15 protein-coding genes are annotated in these 16,344 nt (G+C 65.2%); 7 read left to right on the forward strand and 8 right to left on the reverse strand.

Annotation, left to right across the window (positions count from 1 at the left end; translation table 11 throughout):
- Positions 1-18 precede the first annotated feature (18 nt).
- The gene (locus AC3IYG_RS21145; protein ID WP_489311432.1) at positions 19-999 is read left to right on the forward strand and encodes a hydrolase; all 981 of its coding nucleotides are present in this window, start codon (positions 19-21) and stop codon (positions 997-999) included.
- Here the strand turns inward: AC3IYG_RS21145 and AC3IYG_RS21150 are convergent.
- The 5 genes from AC3IYG_RS21150 to AC3IYG_RS21170 all read right to left on the reverse strand — a co-directional run bounded on the left by AC3IYG_RS21150 (position 996) and on the right by AC3IYG_RS21170 (position 7,663).
- Positions 996-2,033 (reverse strand): HlyD family secretion protein, encoded by a 1,038-nt coding sequence (locus AC3IYG_RS21150; protein ID WP_489311433.1) that lies wholly within the window; start codon positions 2,031-2,033, stop codon positions 996-998. The two genes, AC3IYG_RS21145 and AC3IYG_RS21150, sit on opposite strands and share 4 nt — an antisense overlap.
- Positions 2,034-2,043: 10 nt before the next feature.
- Complete coding sequence (locus AC3IYG_RS21155) at positions 2,044-4,116, reverse strand: TolC family protein (RefSeq protein ID WP_489311434.1); 2,073 nt, start codon at positions 4,114-4,116, stop codon at positions 2,044-2,046.
- On the reverse strand, positions 4,116-5,444 hold the full coding sequence (locus AC3IYG_RS21160; protein ID WP_489311435.1) for a glycosyltransferase family 2 protein: 1,329 nt from the start codon (positions 5,442-5,444) through the stop codon (positions 4,116-4,118). The genes AC3IYG_RS21155 and AC3IYG_RS21160 overlap by 1 nt, the downstream gene beginning before the upstream one ends.
- 7 nt (positions 5,445-5,451) lie before the next feature.
- Positions 5,452-6,846 (reverse strand): TackOD1 domain-containing metal-binding protein, encoded by a 1,395-nt coding sequence (locus AC3IYG_RS21165; RefSeq protein WP_489311436.1) that lies wholly within the window; start codon positions 6,844-6,846, stop codon positions 5,452-5,454.
- 130 nt (positions 6,847-6,976) lie between these two features.
- Positions 6,977-7,663: a TetR/AcrR family transcriptional regulator gene (locus AC3IYG_RS21170; protein WP_489311437.1), complete on the reverse strand. Its 687-nt coding sequence runs from the start codon at positions 7,661-7,663 to the stop codon at positions 6,977-6,979.
- A gap of 262 nt (positions 7,664-7,925) precedes the next feature.
- Between AC3IYG_RS21170 and AC3IYG_RS21175 the strand changes: the two genes are divergently transcribed.
- From AC3IYG_RS21175 to ggt, 6 genes are all read left to right on the forward strand, one after another.
- Positions 7,926-9,356: a coniferyl aldehyde dehydrogenase gene (locus AC3IYG_RS21175; protein WP_489311438.1), complete on the forward strand. Its 1,431-nt coding sequence runs from the start codon at positions 7,926-7,928 to the stop codon at positions 9,354-9,356.
- A gap of 37 nt (positions 9,357-9,393) precedes the next feature.
- Positions 9,394-9,939, forward strand: coding sequence for a twin-arginine translocation pathway signal protein (locus AC3IYG_RS21180; protein ID WP_489311439.1), 546 nt, complete (start codon positions 9,394-9,396; stop codon positions 9,937-9,939).
- Positions 9,940-9,984: 45 nt separating this feature from the next.
- Positions 9,985-11,580, forward strand: a complete 1,596-nt coding sequence (locus AC3IYG_RS21185; protein WP_489311440.1) for a GMC family oxidoreductase — start codon at positions 9,985-9,987, stop codon at positions 11,578-11,580.
- A gap of 204 nt (positions 11,581-11,784) precedes the next feature.
- Positions 11,785-12,264 carry a pantetheine-phosphate adenylyltransferase gene (gene coaD, locus AC3IYG_RS21190; protein ID WP_489311441.1) on the forward strand — a complete coding sequence of 160 codons (480 nt, stop codon included), beginning with the start codon at positions 11,785-11,787 and terminating at the stop codon, positions 12,262-12,264.
- A gap of 102 nt (positions 12,265-12,366) precedes the next feature.
- Positions 12,367-12,618, forward strand: coding sequence for a YfhL family 4Fe-4S dicluster ferredoxin (locus AC3IYG_RS21195; protein ID WP_119952829.1), 252 nt, complete (start codon positions 12,367-12,369; stop codon positions 12,616-12,618).
- Between the two features lie 4 nt (positions 12,619-12,622).
- Positions 12,623-14,350, forward strand: a complete 1,728-nt coding sequence (gene ggt, locus AC3IYG_RS21200) for a gamma-glutamyltransferase (protein WP_489311442.1) — start codon at positions 12,623-12,625, stop codon at positions 14,348-14,350.
- Positions 14,351-14,375: 25 nt separating this feature from the next.
- Here the strand turns inward: ggt and AC3IYG_RS21205 are convergent, their stop codons facing one another.
- The 3 genes from AC3IYG_RS21205 to mutM all read right to left on the reverse strand — a co-directional run bounded on the left by AC3IYG_RS21205 (position 14,376) and on the right by mutM (position 16,236).
- Positions 14,376-14,714, reverse strand: coding sequence for a multidrug transporter (locus tag AC3IYG_RS21205; RefSeq protein ID WP_489311443.1), 339 nt, complete (start codon positions 14,712-14,714; stop codon positions 14,376-14,378).
- A 78-nt stretch (positions 14,715-14,792) separates the two neighbouring features.
- The gene (locus AC3IYG_RS21210; RefSeq protein WP_489311444.1) at positions 14,793-15,371 is read right to left on the reverse strand and encodes a lysophospholipid acyltransferase family protein; all 579 of its coding nucleotides are present in this window, start codon (positions 15,369-15,371) and stop codon (positions 14,793-14,795) included.
- Positions 15,372-15,423: 52 nt separating this feature from the next.
- Positions 15,424-16,236, reverse strand: coding sequence for a bifunctional DNA-formamidopyrimidine glycosylase/DNA-(apurinic or apyrimidinic site) lyase (gene mutM / locus AC3IYG_RS21215; protein ID WP_489311445.1), 813 nt, complete (start codon positions 16,234-16,236; stop codon positions 15,424-15,426).
- Positions 16,237-16,344: the final 108 nt, after the last annotated feature.

The following is a 16,344-nucleotide window of genomic DNA, read 5'->3' on the forward strand; positions in this document are numbered from 1 at the left end:
TGATCGATGAGCAACAACATGAGCACGAGCTTCAAAGCGGCCTGGTGGTTGCCCGGCGCCCATTTGCAGACCCTATGGAATGCGCTGTGCCGACGCCCGCCCGTGCTCGAGCGACAGCGCGAACGCCTGTGGCTGGAAGATGGCGACTTTCTCGACCTCGACTGGCACGGCCCCCATGCGGCCGAGGCGCCGCTGGTGCTGGTGCTGCATGGCCTGACCGGTTCATCCAGCTCGTTGTACGTGCTCGGCTTGCAGCAACAGCTGGCCGCCCAGGGCTGGGCCAGCGTGGCGCTGAATTGGCGCGGCTGTTCCGGTGAGCCGAACCTGCTGCCACGCGGCTATCACTCCGGGGTCAGCGAAGACCTCGCCACCGTCATCGAGCACCTGCGCAGCGCGCGGCCATTGGCGCCCCTGTATGCGGTCGGCTATTCGCTGGGCGGCAATGTGCTGCTCAAGCATCTGGGTGAAACCGGTACAGCGTGCGGGTTGCGGGCGGCGGTCGCGGTGTCGGTGCCGTATCGCCTGGATCACTGCGCGGACCGCATCGGCATCGGCTTTTCCAAGGTTTACCAGACCCATTTCATGCGCGAAATGCTCGCCTATGTGCGTGGCAAGCAGGCGCGTTTCAAGCTCGACGGCCAAGCCGAGCGCCTGGCCACCCTCGAACAGCTCGGGCCACTGGACGGCATGCGCACCTTCTGGGACTTCGACGGGCGCATCACCGCGCCGCTGCACGGTTATGCCGATGCCGAGGATTACTACCGGCGCGCATCGAGCCGCTATTACCTCGGCGCGATCACGATCCCGACGCTGCTGATCCAATCGACCGACGATCCCTTCGTATTCCGCCACAGCCTGCCGGAAACCGCTGAGCTGGCCACCGATACCACCCTCGAACTGCATCCGCGCGGCGGTCATGTCGGCTTTGTCGAAGGCCCGCTGGGACGCCCCGCTTATTACCTGGAGCGCCGCATTCCAGCCTGGCTGCGCGAGCGCTAATTGCCCAGCAGGCGCTGCCAGTCATGGGGAAAGCGCACTTTCAGCGGCAACTGATCGACCCGCCAATGCGCCGCTAGCGGCTCGTCCAACCGACCCGGCACCAGCAAGCCCAGCTGGTTGGCGCTGAACGGCGAACGCAGATCCCCAGGCAGGCTGCGGGCGCTGTCTGCCGCCTGCAAGACTTTACCGGCGACCCAGCGACCATCCGGCAGGCGCAGCTCGAAGGGCTGCCCGGGTTCGGCGTAGGCGATATGGCGGGGTTCGAGGTAGAGCCACAACAACGGTTCACCACTTCCCGTCAGGCGCATCAACAGCGTGCCGGGGCCGACATTCTCGCCTTCGCTGACCAGGATTTCCGCCACCCGTCCGGCGTCGCCGGCCTGCAGCTGCAAACCGTGCAGGCGCGACTGCAGCCAGACCAGCTCGGCATTCTGCTGGATCAGCTCGCGCGCATAGGCCGGCGGTTGCTGCTGCGCCTCGAGCTGGCGCTGCTCGAAGGCGAGCAGCTCGCTTTCCCGCGCGTCCCGCTCGTTCTGCGCCGCCTGCAATTCGCCGCGGGTGGCCGCCCCCTCGGCCAGCAAGGCCCGCGCCTGCGCCAGGCGTTGCTCGGCACGGCTCAGTTGAGCACGCAGTAACGCCTGCTGGCGGGCCTCCACCGGCATCGCCGGCGCGGGGCTCAGCTGAGCAGAGGCTTGCAGCTGCGCCATGCGCGAACGCCATTCGGGATTGTCCAGGCGCAGCAGGCGCTGGCCGGCAGCCACCTGGTCGCCCAGTTTAACGTCCAGCTCGGCGACCACCCCGGCATCCCGGGCGCGTACGTCCAAGGTCGGCAGGCGCAACTGCGCCGGCGCCTCGACCAGCCAAAAGCCATAGCCGACCTTGAACACAAACCAGAACAACGGGCTGAGCACCAGAAACAGGATCAGGTACCAGCGCAGGCGAAAGGCCATGCGTTTACCCGGCGCATACAGTACTTCCAGCCCCTGCTCCTGGGTCGGGTTGTGCTCCTTGCGGCTGTCAAAGCGAATCTTCATTGAGCGTCCATCAGTGCGGAAAGTCTTTCCAGGCCTGCCAGTCGATGCCGGTCACGCCCAAGGGTTGCAACGCCTCGCGCCAGCGTTCGAGCTGTTGCCGCAGAACGCCCAGAGGGCTGCCGGCCCAGCTTTCGCTGGCTGGCAGCTCGGGCTCGAGGCTCTGCGCCAGACGGAACTGCAGGGCCGGCCAACGCTGGGCGATCTCGCGGGTCAACTCGCTGCTGCGCGTGGTGTTGCGGGTGTAAATCATCAGGCTGACGCGCTGCACGCCGATCCCGGGCAAGGCGCAAGGCACGCAGGTCTGCCCAGCGGCGGCGGCGACAAACCAACGCGGATGGCTGGACAGCGCCAGCGGCCAGGGACTCGCCGCGGCGGCCGCCTGCAGAGTGTCCAGCCAATCCTGCAACCGCGTATCGGGAACCGGCCAGCCGAGCTGCTCGACTTCCAGGTCCAGGTGCAGGCTGGCGAACGGCAGGTCGCGCAGGCTGGCGATCAACGTCAGCAGCCCCGCGCGCCCGGCCGGCTGAATCCAGGCCGGGTCGCCCAGCAGCAAACCAACGCTCAGGCCTTGGCGCCGGGCGGCCGTCAGCAGTTGCTGCAACGCCGGGCGGGTGCTCGACAGGTTGCGCACCTGCGCGGCATCCAGCCCGACATAGATGCCCTGCATGCCGGCCCGGTGCAAACGTTGCAACTCGCCGGCCTGGCGCACCGGATCGAGCAGGGCGCGGCTGTCCCAGACATAGCTCGCCTGGCTCCAGCGCGCCTCGCTGCGACTAGTCCTCGGTTCTCCCGGCGCGGCAAAGGTCTGCCGGCTCTGGCCAAGCAGCGCGGCAAAGGCCGCATCGTCATCGCCGAACAGGCGCAGCGCCGCCTCGCGCAGCCAGGTCGCATGCCAGGCCGCGATCAGGGCGAAGCCGTTCAGATAATACTCGCGTTCGGCGTCCAGCTCCCGCAGCACGCCGTCTTCACGCTCCAGCGGTGCCCGAGCGCGGCGCTCGCGCAGGGCCAGCTCGGCGGCAGCCAGTTGCTCACGCCGCAGGGCCAAGGTGCTCAATGCCGCGCTGTGGGCACGCAACGCCCGCCCCAGCTCCAGCCCGAGGTTGCGCCGCTCGGCCAACAATTGTTGCTCGGCCGCCTGGTAGCGGGCTTCGCCCGCGCGGCGACGGGCCTGGTCGTAGCCGAGCAGATCGAGCGGCGCCGAGAAGTTCAGGCTGGCCACCAGGCCATTGCCGGGGCTGGCCGCCCCGCCGCGATCCTCAACGCTCTGCGCCAGGCTGAAATCCGACTCGACAGCGCCGTACCACGGGCTTTGCCGTGCCTGCTCGGCCTGGCTCAGCTGGTCCTGCCGCTCAGCCAGCCGTGGGTGGCGTTCCAGCAGGGCCAACCACTCGGCTTGCGCCTGCGGACGATCCGCCAATGGCTCGGCAACCGCCTGGGCCGCATCCGGCACGGCGACGCCTGCAAACTGGGCCAGGCTGACCTGGGTTTCTTCAGTGAACCGCACCAGCTCGGCACAACGGCGCCCCAGCTCCTGCCAGCGGCTGCGCTGCAAGTGCGCCTCGGAGGCCAACAACCAGCCGCTTTTCAGGCGCTGTTCAATGCGCTCTACAGCCGTCTCGGTCGCGGCCGCCATGGGCGCGCACCAGGCAGCTTCCTGTTGCGCCCGCCACCAGTCGGCATAGGCGCTGCGCAATGCCAGGCGTTGTTCGGCCCGGCGCAAGGCCACACGCAGTTGTTGCCGCTGTTGTTCGTGCTGGCTGGCTTGAACCGCGTCGGCCTGGCGCTTGAGGCTGCCGAGCAGCGGGTGGCGCAACCCCAGCGTCAGGTCGCGGCCATCGTACTCGTCGCGCAGATCCTCGGTCACCAACTCGCGGTAATGCCCCGCACTGACGCCGGCGAAAACCTGCCAGCCGCCTTGAGCCTGTCGCAGTTCGCGCTCGGCGCCCAGGGCCTGCCCCTCGGCTTCGGCAGCCCGTACCGCCGGGTCTTCCACTTGATTGGCAAGCAGCTCCGCCAGTGGCAGGGGGGCCGCGTACAGCGGCAGGCTGAGCAATAGCAGGCAACACAGCGTCAGGCGCGGCATCAGAACCTCGTGGCCTTTTTCAGTACCCACCAGGGCGCCATGCTGCTTTCCTCGTGACCACGGCGCAAAGCCTCGTTGAGCATCGCCACCGCACTCCAACAGCGCATGACCAGCATGAACAGGGGGAAAATCGGCAGCAGGATGGCCAGGCGCAAATCCTGTCGCGGACGCTCGGAAACCATCACCAGCATGGCCACATAGAGCAGCAGGGTCATCAGGAAATAGAACAGGTAAACCATCGTGGACAGCACCAGCAAGGTCGTCCCGGGCAACAGGAACAAGGCCATCAGGCTGTAACCGAGGATGATGAAGGGCAGTACCAACTGGAAGAAAAAGCCGCTGACCAGGGTCATCAGGAAATTCGGCCAGCCCAGCAGGCGCGGGGTGATGCTGTGGCTGTGCTTGCGGATATAGAGGAAAAACAAGTCGCCATCCCAGCGCAGGCGCTGCATCAGGAACTGCCGGAAGGACGCCGGCGCGTCGGTATGGCCGATGGCCTCCGGCTCGAAGGGAATGCGCAGCGCCCGACGACCGAAATAGCTCTTGATCCGCAGGGTGATATCCAGGTCTTCGGCGGTGTGGGTATCCCAACCGCCGATGCGCTCGATGAAACTGCGGCGGAAGGCACCGAAGGCACCGGAGACGTTATTGACGACATTCCATTCGCTGAGGCCGATCTTGGACATATGGATCGACAGCAGGTACTCCAGCGCCTGCACCGCCGTGGTCAGCGAACTCCAGGCATTGCGCACGCGCAGGCTCCCGGCCACCGCCGGTACATCCGGGTCGGCGAAGTGCCGGACCATGGCGCTGACCATGTTGTTGTCGAACGAGGTGTCGCCATCCAGGGCCATGACGATCTCACCGCTGGCATGTGCCAGGCCGGCGTTCAGCGAGGACACCCGGCCGCCGCGCTGCCATTTGGCGATGGGCCGCAAATGCCGGCGCGGGTACAGCTCGGCATTCAGCTGAAAGTCGCGCACGGCGCGCAGGGTCGTTTGGTTGGCGGTGGCGCCATCGACCACCGGGATCATTTCGATATGCCCCGGGTAGGTCTGTTCGCACAGGCTCAGCAGGGTCTTCTGCACGTCCAGGCCCTCGCTGTAGCAGGTGATGATGCACGTCACCTGCGGCTGGTAGAGGCTCTGTTGCGGCGTGCTACTGCGCCGGCGCGTGAACCAGCGCAGCACGCCCAGCAGGACCAGGACATTGAGCGGCAATTCGAACAGCATGAAGTAAGGGAACAGCTGCAGGAACAGCTGGCTGATACCGTCCGGGCCGGCCAGCCCCGCAAGCATGCCCTGCCATTGCTGGAAAAACCCGTTCATATCCGTCTCAAACCATTTCCCCGGCCAGCCGCGCGAGCAACAGCTCGGCATCTTCCTGTTTGAGCAAATCCTGGGGCGCGGTAAACCCGACCATCCGCAACTCGATATCGCGCACCTCGACTGCGCGGAACAACTCGGCCACCTTCGCCAGGCGCTGACGCAGACTGCCCAGGCCAGAAGCGCCGGTGTGCGGCAGCAGCAACCAGAGGTATTCCTCACTGCTGCGGGTGCAGCGATCCGTTTCGCGCACGGCTTCCTGCAGGCGCTCGACCAGGCTGTCCACTAGCGCATGGCCGCGCAACTCGCCGAGCTTGGCCAGCGCCTCGGCCAGGTTGACGAAGCGCAGGCCCAACAGCGAAAACTCCGGCGCGCCATAGCGGCGCACGAGCTGAATCTGCCAGTTGAGCATCTCGCGAAAGTGCTTCGCCCCCAGCAGGTTGAGCCGGCCAAAATGATCGACTTCATCAGCCTCTTTGCCAAAGCCCTGGCGGCAGCGCAGCCGGCCGGCCTCCGCCAGGCGAAAATGGCGCACCTCGCGTACGCGCAATTTGTCCGGCGTGTGCACCTGGTTGCAGTCCAGGCAGCGTACCTCGACCTCGGCATCGACAAAAAAGGCCTGGCAGCCGCGGCAACGGTAGTTTTCCAAGGGCCGATCGTAGTCGCTGCCAATGTGCCGTAAACGGCTCAGGCAGTTGGGGCAGAGCAATAAGCCGTCTTTAAGAAAGTTGTCCTGCGGGCCCACATGACCACAGGTGAAACAGTGCAGCGAAGGCTGGCGGGAAATGTCCAGGGCGCTGCATTCCGGGCACACATCGACATAGTTCAAACGCCCCGAACCGCAGCCCGAACACAGGCGCAACCGATCGATCAACACCCCCTCTTCCAGCCAGCCCTGCTGGGTCATCAATTGCAGCCAGACGAAAGCATTGACCGCCTCGGTGCCGGCCAGCACCTCCAGCAGCGGGTAGCGATAATGCTGCGGCACTTCGGGATCGCGCAGCGCATGCACATCGCCACGCGAGCGCAACCACAACCAGGCCAGCACGCGGGTTTCGAAGCGTTCGGGGGCCGCACCCCGGTTGAACAGGGCAAAACGTTCTTTCCACAGACGCCAGAGCGGTGCCAGCGCACCCAACTCAGGCGGAGGCTTGCCGTCACCCAGGGCCTCGCACCAGCCATCGCCGTCCCGACAGTTGTAGATCAGGCTGAAACGGTAACCATCGACCATGCGCAGGCTGCGCAGCGCCTGCCCCGCAGCGGCGGCCGGCAGGTCCAGCAGCACGACATCGTAGCTGGCGACTGCAAGCAGGCTGGACAGATCACGGTAGTGGTCGACTTCCGACGCCAAGGCTGCAGATTCGGCAGTGCCAAAAACGGCTACGCGGGGAGAATTGGTGAGCATGCGCGGGGTATCCAGGCTGCGAGAGGCGACCTTTGGGCAGAGTGTGTAGAGCGTGAACGACACTAGCATGGCGCCAAGCTTTTATCGAAACCCTATCTGCTGCCTTGGCGCGACGTTTTGCACATGCCCACTATTGCTCCGGCTCCGTAGAGCGTCGAGCAATCACCTGCTCCATAGGCACATAGAATTTCTGATACAGCGTCTGCACTGCATCCTGGGCCAGCGGCGCGATATGCCCACCTTCCAGCGCCAGCACCTGATAGATACCGCGGCGCAGCAGCTCTTCGCTGAGGTCGCCGGGATCGCCGCGTGTCGTGCAGAGAAAACGCACCCAGGAGGTCATGATGATCCAGCTGTTGAGGCTCAGCGCCTCGATCTGCTGGTGGTCCATCAGCAGAATCCCGGCCTCGACGAAGCCTTGATAGATGCCCTGGGCGTGGCTCAGACAGCGCTGGGAGAACAGCCGGTACTGCGCCGCCAGTTCGGTATCGGATTCCAGCAGGTGTTCGAGGTCGCGATGCAGGAAGCGGTAGTACCACATGGCCGCCAGCAGCGCTTCCAGGTAGAAGGTCTTGTCCGCCACCGTCATGGCGCGACCCTGGGGACGGCGCAAAAAGGTATCGACCCGCCGCTCATACTGGTTGAACAGCTCGGCGATGATCGCCTGCTTGTTGCGGAAGTAGTAATACAGATTGCCCGGCGAAATACCCAGGTGCGCGGCAATGTGATTGGTCGTCACGTTGCGCTCGCCCTGGGCGTTGAACAGCTCCAGGCTGGCCTGGATGATGCGTTCGCGGGTTTTGATCGGTACGGCCATAAAGCTGCTCTGGGTTGGATACGGGTAGATCGCCGTGCGGTGCCAAAGGTACAGGGCCAAGCCTGCGCAGTGTTACCCAATACCACGCGGACGAACGCATACTGACTTTTCGTTGGGCTGCACCCGACACGCTGCCACGGCATCCTATTTGACACATTAGAGTAATTGCTCTAAAAATCCAGCACGCACTTTCCGTGAAGCCACAAACCGCCTTATTGCTGGCGGTCGGGCTTCCCCCGCTGGATCGCCAAGGAGTCGCACCATGGTCGCCGATATCGCTTACCTGCAGCACAGCCAGCAACAGATCTCGCAACTGGACGAGCTGCTCAGCCGCCAGCGCGCGGCCTTTCGCGCCAACCCGATGCCCGAGGCGGGCCAGCGCATCCAGTGGCTGAAGGCCCTGTGCGAACTGTTGCTGAACGAGCAGGATGCGCTGGTCAAGGCGATTTCCCAGGATTTCAGCAACCGTGCCGCCGAGGAGACCTTGCTGGCCGAAATCATGCCCAGCGTGCACGGCATCCATTACGCCACCAAACGCATCAAGAAGTGGATGAAGCCCTCGCGCCGCGCGGTCGGCCTGGCCTTCCAGCCGGCCAGCGCCAAGGTGGTGTACCAGCCACTGGGCGTGGTCGGCGTCATCGTGCCGTGGAACTACCCCTTGTTTCTCGCCGTCGGCCCGCTGGTCGGCGCCCTCGCGGCCGGCAACCGAGTGATGATCAAGATGAGCGAGTCGACCCCGGCCACCTCGCAATTGGTCAAGGAGCTGCTGGCGCGGATCTTCCCGGAAGACCTGGTCAGCGTGGTGCTGGGCGAAGCGGAGGTGGGCATGGCCTTCTCCAAGCTGCCCTTCGATCACCTGTTGTTCACCGGCGCCACCAGCATCGGCAAGCATGTGATGCGCGCCGCCGCGGAAAACCTGACGCCGATAACCCTGGAACTGGGCGGCAAATCACCGGCGATCGTCTCGGCTGACGTACCGCTGAACGACGCCGCCGAACGCATCGCTTTCGGCAAGACCATGAATGCCGGGCAGACCTGCGTGGCGCCAGACTATGTGCTGGTGCCAAAAGACCGCGTCGACGGCTTCGTCGCCGCCTATCGCCAGGCGGTACAGGGTTTCTACCCGACCCTGAAAGACAACCCGGACTACACCGCGATCATCAACGAGCGCCAGTTGCAGCGCCTGCAGAGCTACCTGAAAGACGCCGAAAGCAAAGGCGCCACCCTGCTCCCCCTGTTCGCCGAAGGCCAGGGTCGGCGCATGCCGCAGACCGTGCTGCTGAACGTCAACGACGAGATGAAGGTCATGCAGGACGAAATCTTCGGGCCGCTGCTGCCGATCGTGCCGTACGAACGCATCGAGGAGGCCTTCGCCTACATCAACGACCGTCCCCGGCCGCTGGCGCTCTACTATTTCGGCTACAACAAGGGCGAGCAGCAACGCGTGCTGCACGAAACCCATGCCGGCGGCGTGTGCCTGAACGACACCTTGCTGCATGTGGCCCAGGACGACATGCCGTTTGGCGGCATCGGCCCATCCGGCATGGGCCACTACCACGGCCACGAAGGCTTCCTGACCTTCAGCAAGGCCAAGGGCGTATTCATCAAGCAGCGCTTCAACGCCTCCAGGGTGATCTACCCACCCTATGGCAAGGCGCTGCAGAAGCTGGTTCTCAAGCTGTTCGTGCGCTAACCCGCTCCTACGAAAGCTTGCACGGGTGATAATAAAAATGACCGACACCACTATTGAACCCGCCGGCCTGTCGCGGCGCAGCCTGCTCAAGGTCGGCCTGTTCGGCTCGGCCTTCCTCGCCACCGCGGGTCTGGCCGCCACGCTCAGCGGCTGCTCGACGAGCACGCCGCAGGCTGGGCTGGCGGTACTGCGCACGACTGACCTGCCATTCCTGCAGGCGCTAATCCCGGTGATGCTCGAAGGCGCCGTCGCCCCGGCGCAGATGCCGAAGGCCATCGAGGGCACCTTGCAGAGCCTCGACTACAGCCTCAACCACCTGTCGCCGGAAATGCTCAAGCTCACCGTGCAACTCTTCGACGTGCTCGCTTTGCCGATCACCCGCGGGCCGTTGACCGGGGTCTGGGGCAGTTGGGAAAACGCCTCGGCGGATGACGTGCGCAACTTCCTCGCGCGCTGGCAGAACAGCTCCCTCGGCCTGCTGAAAATGGGCCATACCTCGCTGCTGCAACTGGTGATGATGAGCTGGTACAGCCGCGCCGAGTCCTGGGCGCACTGCGGCTACCCAGGGCCACCCACGGTTTGACCCACGCCACGCCCCTAATAAGAATTCGCCTGAGAGCTGCCTTAAATGCCTGTACCAGATAGCTTCAAAGAGGGCCTGGCCCACGGTTGGAAAACCTACAACGGCTCGCGCCTGGACCACGACCTGACCCTCGAAGCGGATGTCGCCATCGTCGGCACCGGCGCCGGTGGCGGCACCACGGCGGAAATCCTCAGCGCCGCCGGGTTCAAGGTGCTGCTGATCGAGGAAGGCCCACTGAAAACCAGCAGCGACTTCAAGATGCTCGAAGACGAGGCCTACGCCAGCCTCTACCAGGAAGGTATCGGGCGGATGAGCAAGGACGGCGCCATCACCATCATGCAAGGCCGCGCCGTCGGCGGCACCACGCTGATCAATTGGACCTCGAGCTTCCGCACGCCTGACCCGACCCTGGAGCACTGGGCCAAGGAACATGGCGTCAAAGGCCATAGCCCGGCCGAGATGGCGCCCTGGTTCGAGCGCATGGAGCAACGCCTGGGCGTCACACCCTGGGCGATCCCGCCGAACCCCAACAACGATGTGATCCGCAACGGCTGCGAAAAGCTCGGCTACGAGTGGAAAGTCATCCCACGCAACGTGCGCGGCTGCTGGAACCTCGGCTACTGCGGCATGGGCTGCCCGACCAACGCCAAGCAATCGATGCTGGTCACCACCATTCCGGCGACGCTGGAGAAAGGCGGCGAGCTGCTCTACCTGGCGCGCGCCGAACGCCTGCTGCTGGATGGCGACCAGGTCAGCGGCATCGAATGCGTGGGCATGGACGAGCGCAGCGTGGCGCCGAACGGCCGCAAGATCACCGTCAAGGCCAAGCATTACGTCCTGGCGGGCGGCGGCATCAACACCCCGGCGATTCTGCTGCGCTCCAAAGCACCGGACCCCCATCAGCGCGCCGGCAAGCGCACCTTCCTGCACCTGGTGAATTTCTCCGCGGCGCAGTTCGAACAGGTGATCAACCCCTTCTACGGCGCGCCGCAATCGATCTACTCCGACCACTTCCAGTGGGACCACGGCACCACCGGGCGCATGTCCTACAAGCTGGAAGTGCCGCCCTTGCAGCCGGCGCTGACCGCCACTCTGCTTGGTCGCTTCGGCGTCGACAACGCCCTGCGCATGGAGCAGTTGCCGCACACCAACGCCATGCTCGCGTTGCTGCGCGACGGTTTCCACCCGGACAGCGCCGAAGGCACAGTGGAGCTGCGCAGCGACGACACGCCGGTGCTCGACTACCGGATGACCGACTACACCTGGGATGGCGTACGCCGGGCCTTCCACACCATGGCCGAAGTGCAGTTCGCCGCCGGGGCGAAAAGCGTGCTGCCACTGCACGCCGATGCCGACTACGTGAAGACCCTGAAAGAAGCCCGCGCCCTGATCGACGGCCTGAGCCTGGAGCTGTACCGCACCCGCCTGGGCAGCGCCCATGTGATGGGCGGCTGCGCCATGGGCGAAGACCCGCAACAAGCCGTCACCGACAGCCTCGGCCGCCATCACCAGCTGCGCAACCTGTCGATCCACGACGGCTCGCTGTTCCCCACCAGCATCGGTGCCAACCCGCAGCTGTCGGTCTACGGCCTGACTGCGCAACTGGCTATGCGGCTGGCCGAGCGGCTCGGCAAAGCGTAGGGCGGGTTAGCCGCGTAGCGGCGTAACCCGCCATCGGCACCCGAGTTGCAGCCTGCGCTGGCATTGGTGGATTGCTGCGCTGAATCCACCCTACGCCTGTATTTCATCGCCCACGCCAAGCCTTAAGCCATCGCCCCGGCTTGGCCGCCAAGCTCCTGCTGCGCTACCATCCGAATCCCCTACGGACTCCGCCAGGACGTCACGATGAATCGAGTGTTGTACCCAGGTACCTTTGACCCCATCACCAAGGGCCATGGCGATCTCGTCGAGCGCGCCTCACGGCTGTTCGATCAAGTGGTCATCGCCGTAGCCGCCAGCCCGAAGAAAAACCCGCTGTTCCCCCTGGAACAACGCGTCGAGCTGGCCCGTGAGGTCACCAAACATCTGCCGAACGTCGAGGTCGTGGGCTTTTCCACCCTGCTCGCGCACTTCGCCAAGGAGCAGAATGCCAATGTCTTCCTGCGTGGCCTGCGCGCCGTCTCCGACTTCGAGTACGAATTCCAACTGGCCAACATGAACCGGCAACTGGTGCCGGACGTGGAAAGCCTGTTCCTCACGCCGTCGGAGAAATACTCGTTCATTTCCTCCACGCTGGTGCGTGAAATCGCGGCACTGGGCGGTGACATCACCAAGTTCGTCCACCCGGCGGTGGCCGCGGCCCTGAACGAACGCTTCAAACGCTGAGCCCGGCGGTAAGGCGCCCGCGTGCACTGCGGGCGCCAATGCGGCACAATTCACCGCATAGTTTCCCAATGTCGTGGCCAGCGCCACGGCAGGAGTTGTCCCATGTCCCTGATCATCACCGACGACTGCATCAACTGCGACGTCTGCGAACCTGAGTGCCCGAACGGCGCCATCTCGCAGGGCGAAGAGATCTACGTCATCGACCCCAACCTGTGCACCGAGTGCGTCGGCCACTACAACGAGCCGCAATGCCAGCAGGTCTGCCCGGTCGACTGCATCCCGCTCGACGAAGCCCATGTCGAAAGCAAAGACGAGCTGATGCAGAAATACCTGATCCTCACCGGCAAAGCCTGAGCCCGTGCGCCGCCTGATCCGCGGCAGCCTGCCTGCCAGAGCGCTGTTCGGCGCCCTGTTGCTGGTCTGTGCCCTGCTCGCCCAGGCCGCGCCAACCCCCAAACAAGCCGCCATCGCCAGCGCCCATCCCGCCGCCACCGTGGCCGGGCTGGAAACCCTGGCGGCGGGCGGTAACGCCTTCGATGCCGCCGTGGCGGTCAGCGCCGCCCTCGCCGTGGTCGAGCCCTATGGTTCGGGGCTCGGCGGCGGTGGCTTCTTTCTGCTGCGCGAAGCCGGCGCACAGCCGACTTATCGCTTTCTCGATGCCCGCGAACGGGCACCGCTGGCGGCCCACGCCGAGATGTACCGCCGCGACGGCCAGGTGCAACCAGGCCTGTCACTGGATGGCAGCCTGGCGGCGGCCATCCCTGGTTTACCCGCCGCCCTGGTGGAGCTGGCCCAGCGATTCGGCCGCCTGCCCCTGATCGACTCCCTGGCGCCGGCGATCCGTCTGGCGCGCGACGGCGTCTCCATCGACCGCGTCTACCGCGAGCGCGCCACCTGGCGCCTGGCGGCCCTGCGCGACGACCCGGAAAGCGCGCGGGTCTTCCTCGACGATAAGGGCGCAGTCCCCGAAGAACTGAGCCTGCTGCGCCAACCGGAACTGGCTGCCACCCTGGAACGCCTGGGTCGCGATGGCAAGGCCGGCTTCTATGGCGGCGAAACGGCGCAGAAACTGGTCAACGGCGTGAAAGCGGCCGGCGGCATCTGGAGCCTCGCCGACCTCGCGCAGTACCGGGTGGTGGAACGCGCACCCTTGCGCTACCCGCTGGCCGAAGGCCGTGAATTGATCAGCGCGCCGCCTCCCTCCGCCGGCGGCATCGCCCTGGCGCAAAGCCTGGCGATGCTGCAACAGCTACCCTGGCGCCAAGCCGATAAGCTGCAGCGCAGCCACTATGTGGTGGAAGTGCTGCGCCGCGCCTATCGCGACCGCAGCCTGCTCGGCGACCCGGACTTTATCGCCAACCCTACCGCCAAGCTGCTCGACAGCCATTATCTGCAGCAACTGGCGCACAGCATCGAGCCGTTGCGCGCCACGCCCAGCAGCAGCCTGCCGCCCGCTCCGGCGTGGCGCGAAGGCGATCACACCACCCACTTCGCAGTCCTCGACAGCGCCGGCAATGCCGTGGCGGCCACGCTTTCGGTCAACCTGCCGTTTGGTGCCGCCTTCACCGTGCCGGGCACCGGCGTGCTGCTCAACGACGAAATGGACGACTTCGCCGCCAACCTGCAGGGCGCCAACGCCTACGGCCTGAGCGCCAGCCAGGCGAACGCCATCGCCGCCGGCAAACGCCCGCTGTCGAGCATGAGCCCGACCTTTATCGAAAGCCCCGGGCAATTCGCCACGTTCGGCACCCCCGGCGGCAGCCGCATCCCCAGCATGGTGCTGCTGTCGATCCTCGAATACCTCGATGGCCAGGCGCTGGCGAGCTGGCCGGCGGTGCCGCGCTATCACCATCAATACCTGCCAGACCAGATCGAGTACGAACCCGCAGCGTTCACCCCGGCCGAAATCGCCGCCCTGCAAGCCCGCGGCCATCAGCTCAAAGCACTGGAACGGCGCTACGGCAACCAGCAGGTGCTGCTGTGGGACAAGCACAGCGCCAGCGTCGAGGCTGCCAGCGATCCGCGCGGGATAGGCCAGGCTGCACTGTTCTCGCCCAAGTCAGACACAAAAAAGCCGGTCGATTGACCGGCTTTTCAGCGTCAGCCCGAACTCAGTTCTGTTTGTAGCCGCTGGTGGTGCAGCCCAGGCAGCGCACGAAGGCTTCTTTGCCCGGATCGACGACCAGCGCCTTGCCGGCTTCGCCGACGTTGCCGCCCAGCGCGGTGAACGGCAGGCTGACGACAAATACCGCGGCACCAATCACCGTGGCGGCGATCAGCAATGGGCGGGCAACCACCAGATCGCCGATCATCGAATAGGCCGGCGGGGCTTCTACGCTATACACAGGGTCACCACTGGCATTCTGCTGCACCACCTCCGCCTGTGCCGGCAGCGCCAGAAGGCCAGTGGTCAGCGCCAAGACAACAGCGGTTGAGCGAAACAGGTTCATGGGTGCGATCCTTCAACGATTCAGGGTACGGTGTGGCTAACTATAACAGCGCTCGGGGAATTGTCAGCGTGACGGCCGTCAATCGCCGTAGAACGCGTAGTGCGGCTTTTTCGGCGGAAAAGGCCGGTAGAAAGCCAAGATCAGCGTGAGGTCGGCTTGCTCATCGCCACTCGGCCAGAACAACGGGCCGATCACCACCCGCTTGTTCGGGTAGTCCAGCGCCGCCAGCACTATGGGTACGCCGGCGCCACAGGCGATATGGTAGAAGCCCATTTTCCAGCGTTCGACCTTCTTGCGCGTGCCTTCCGGCGACAGCACCAGTATGAACTGCGGGTTCTGGCGAAACGCCTGAACCGCCTGTTCGACAGTATTGGACTGGCGCTCGCGCTGGATCGGCAGGCCGCCCCAGGCGCGCATCAATCCGCCGAAAGGCCAACGGAAGATCGTGTGCTTGCCGAACCAGCGGGCATTCAGGCGCAGGACGAACTTCAGCGCGATAAAGATCACGAAGTCCCAGTTGGAGGTGTGGTGCGCCCCGATCAGCACGAACTTATCCAACTGCGGCAGCTCACCCGCGATGCGCCAGCCCATCAGCCGCAGCAGCAAACGCCCAATGCCCTCAGCCGAACGACTGGGCGGCAGGTAATTCCCGGACATCCATACCTCTGGCTTTCTTATTGTTAGGGGTGCCTGCCGAGCGGACTCATCCTCAGCGCTGGCAGCGCGGACAGTAAACGCTGGCGCGCTGGCCCAGACGGATCTCGCGCAAGGTGCTGCCGCAGGTTTTGCAGAACTCGCCGCCGCGCCCGTAGACGAACAGCTCCTGCTGGAAATAACCCGGCTGGCCATCGCCGCCGACGAAATCCCGCAGGGTGGTGCCGCCACGCTCGATGGCGTGGGCGAGGATGCGTTTGATTTCCTGCGCCAGCGTCTGGTAGCGCGCCCGCGAGATCGAGCCAGCCTCGCGGCGCGGGTCGATACCGGCAGCGAACAGCGCCTCGCTGGCGTAGATGTTGCCAACCCCGACCACCACCGCGTTATCCATGATGAAGGGTTTGACCGCCATGCTTTTGCCGCGCGAGCGCTGATACAACCGCTCGCCGTCGAACAACTCGGTCAATGGCTCCGGGCCCAGGCGCAGCAACAGTTCGTGGTTGAGCGGGTCGCTGCTCCAGAGCAGCGCACCGAAGCGCCGCGGATCGGTGTAACGCAGCGCCAACCCGGATTCGAGCACGATATCCACATGCTCGTGCTTGGCCACCGGCGTGTCCTCGGGCACCAGGCGCAGGCTGCCGGACATACCCAGGTGGCTGATCAAGGTGCCGGCCTCGGCCTTGATCAACAGGTACTTGGCGCGCCGCTCGACGCACTCGATGCGCTGCCCGGACAGGCGCACATCGAGGTCTTCGGGGATTGGCCAGCGCAAGCGACGCTCACGCACGATCACCCGGCTGACGCGCTGACCTTCGAGATACGGCGCGATACCGCGGCGGGTGGTTTCGACTTCGGGGAGTTCGGGCATGACGGACCGGGCTTCGAACAGGGGCCGTCACAGTAGCAGAAGAGCGGGCCGGCGATAACACGGCAGACGTGGCCGGTTTCAGCCGCCAAGCCGGCGCGGGAAAGTCAG

This window comes from Pseudomonas sp. KH_027 (assembly GCF_057838565.1).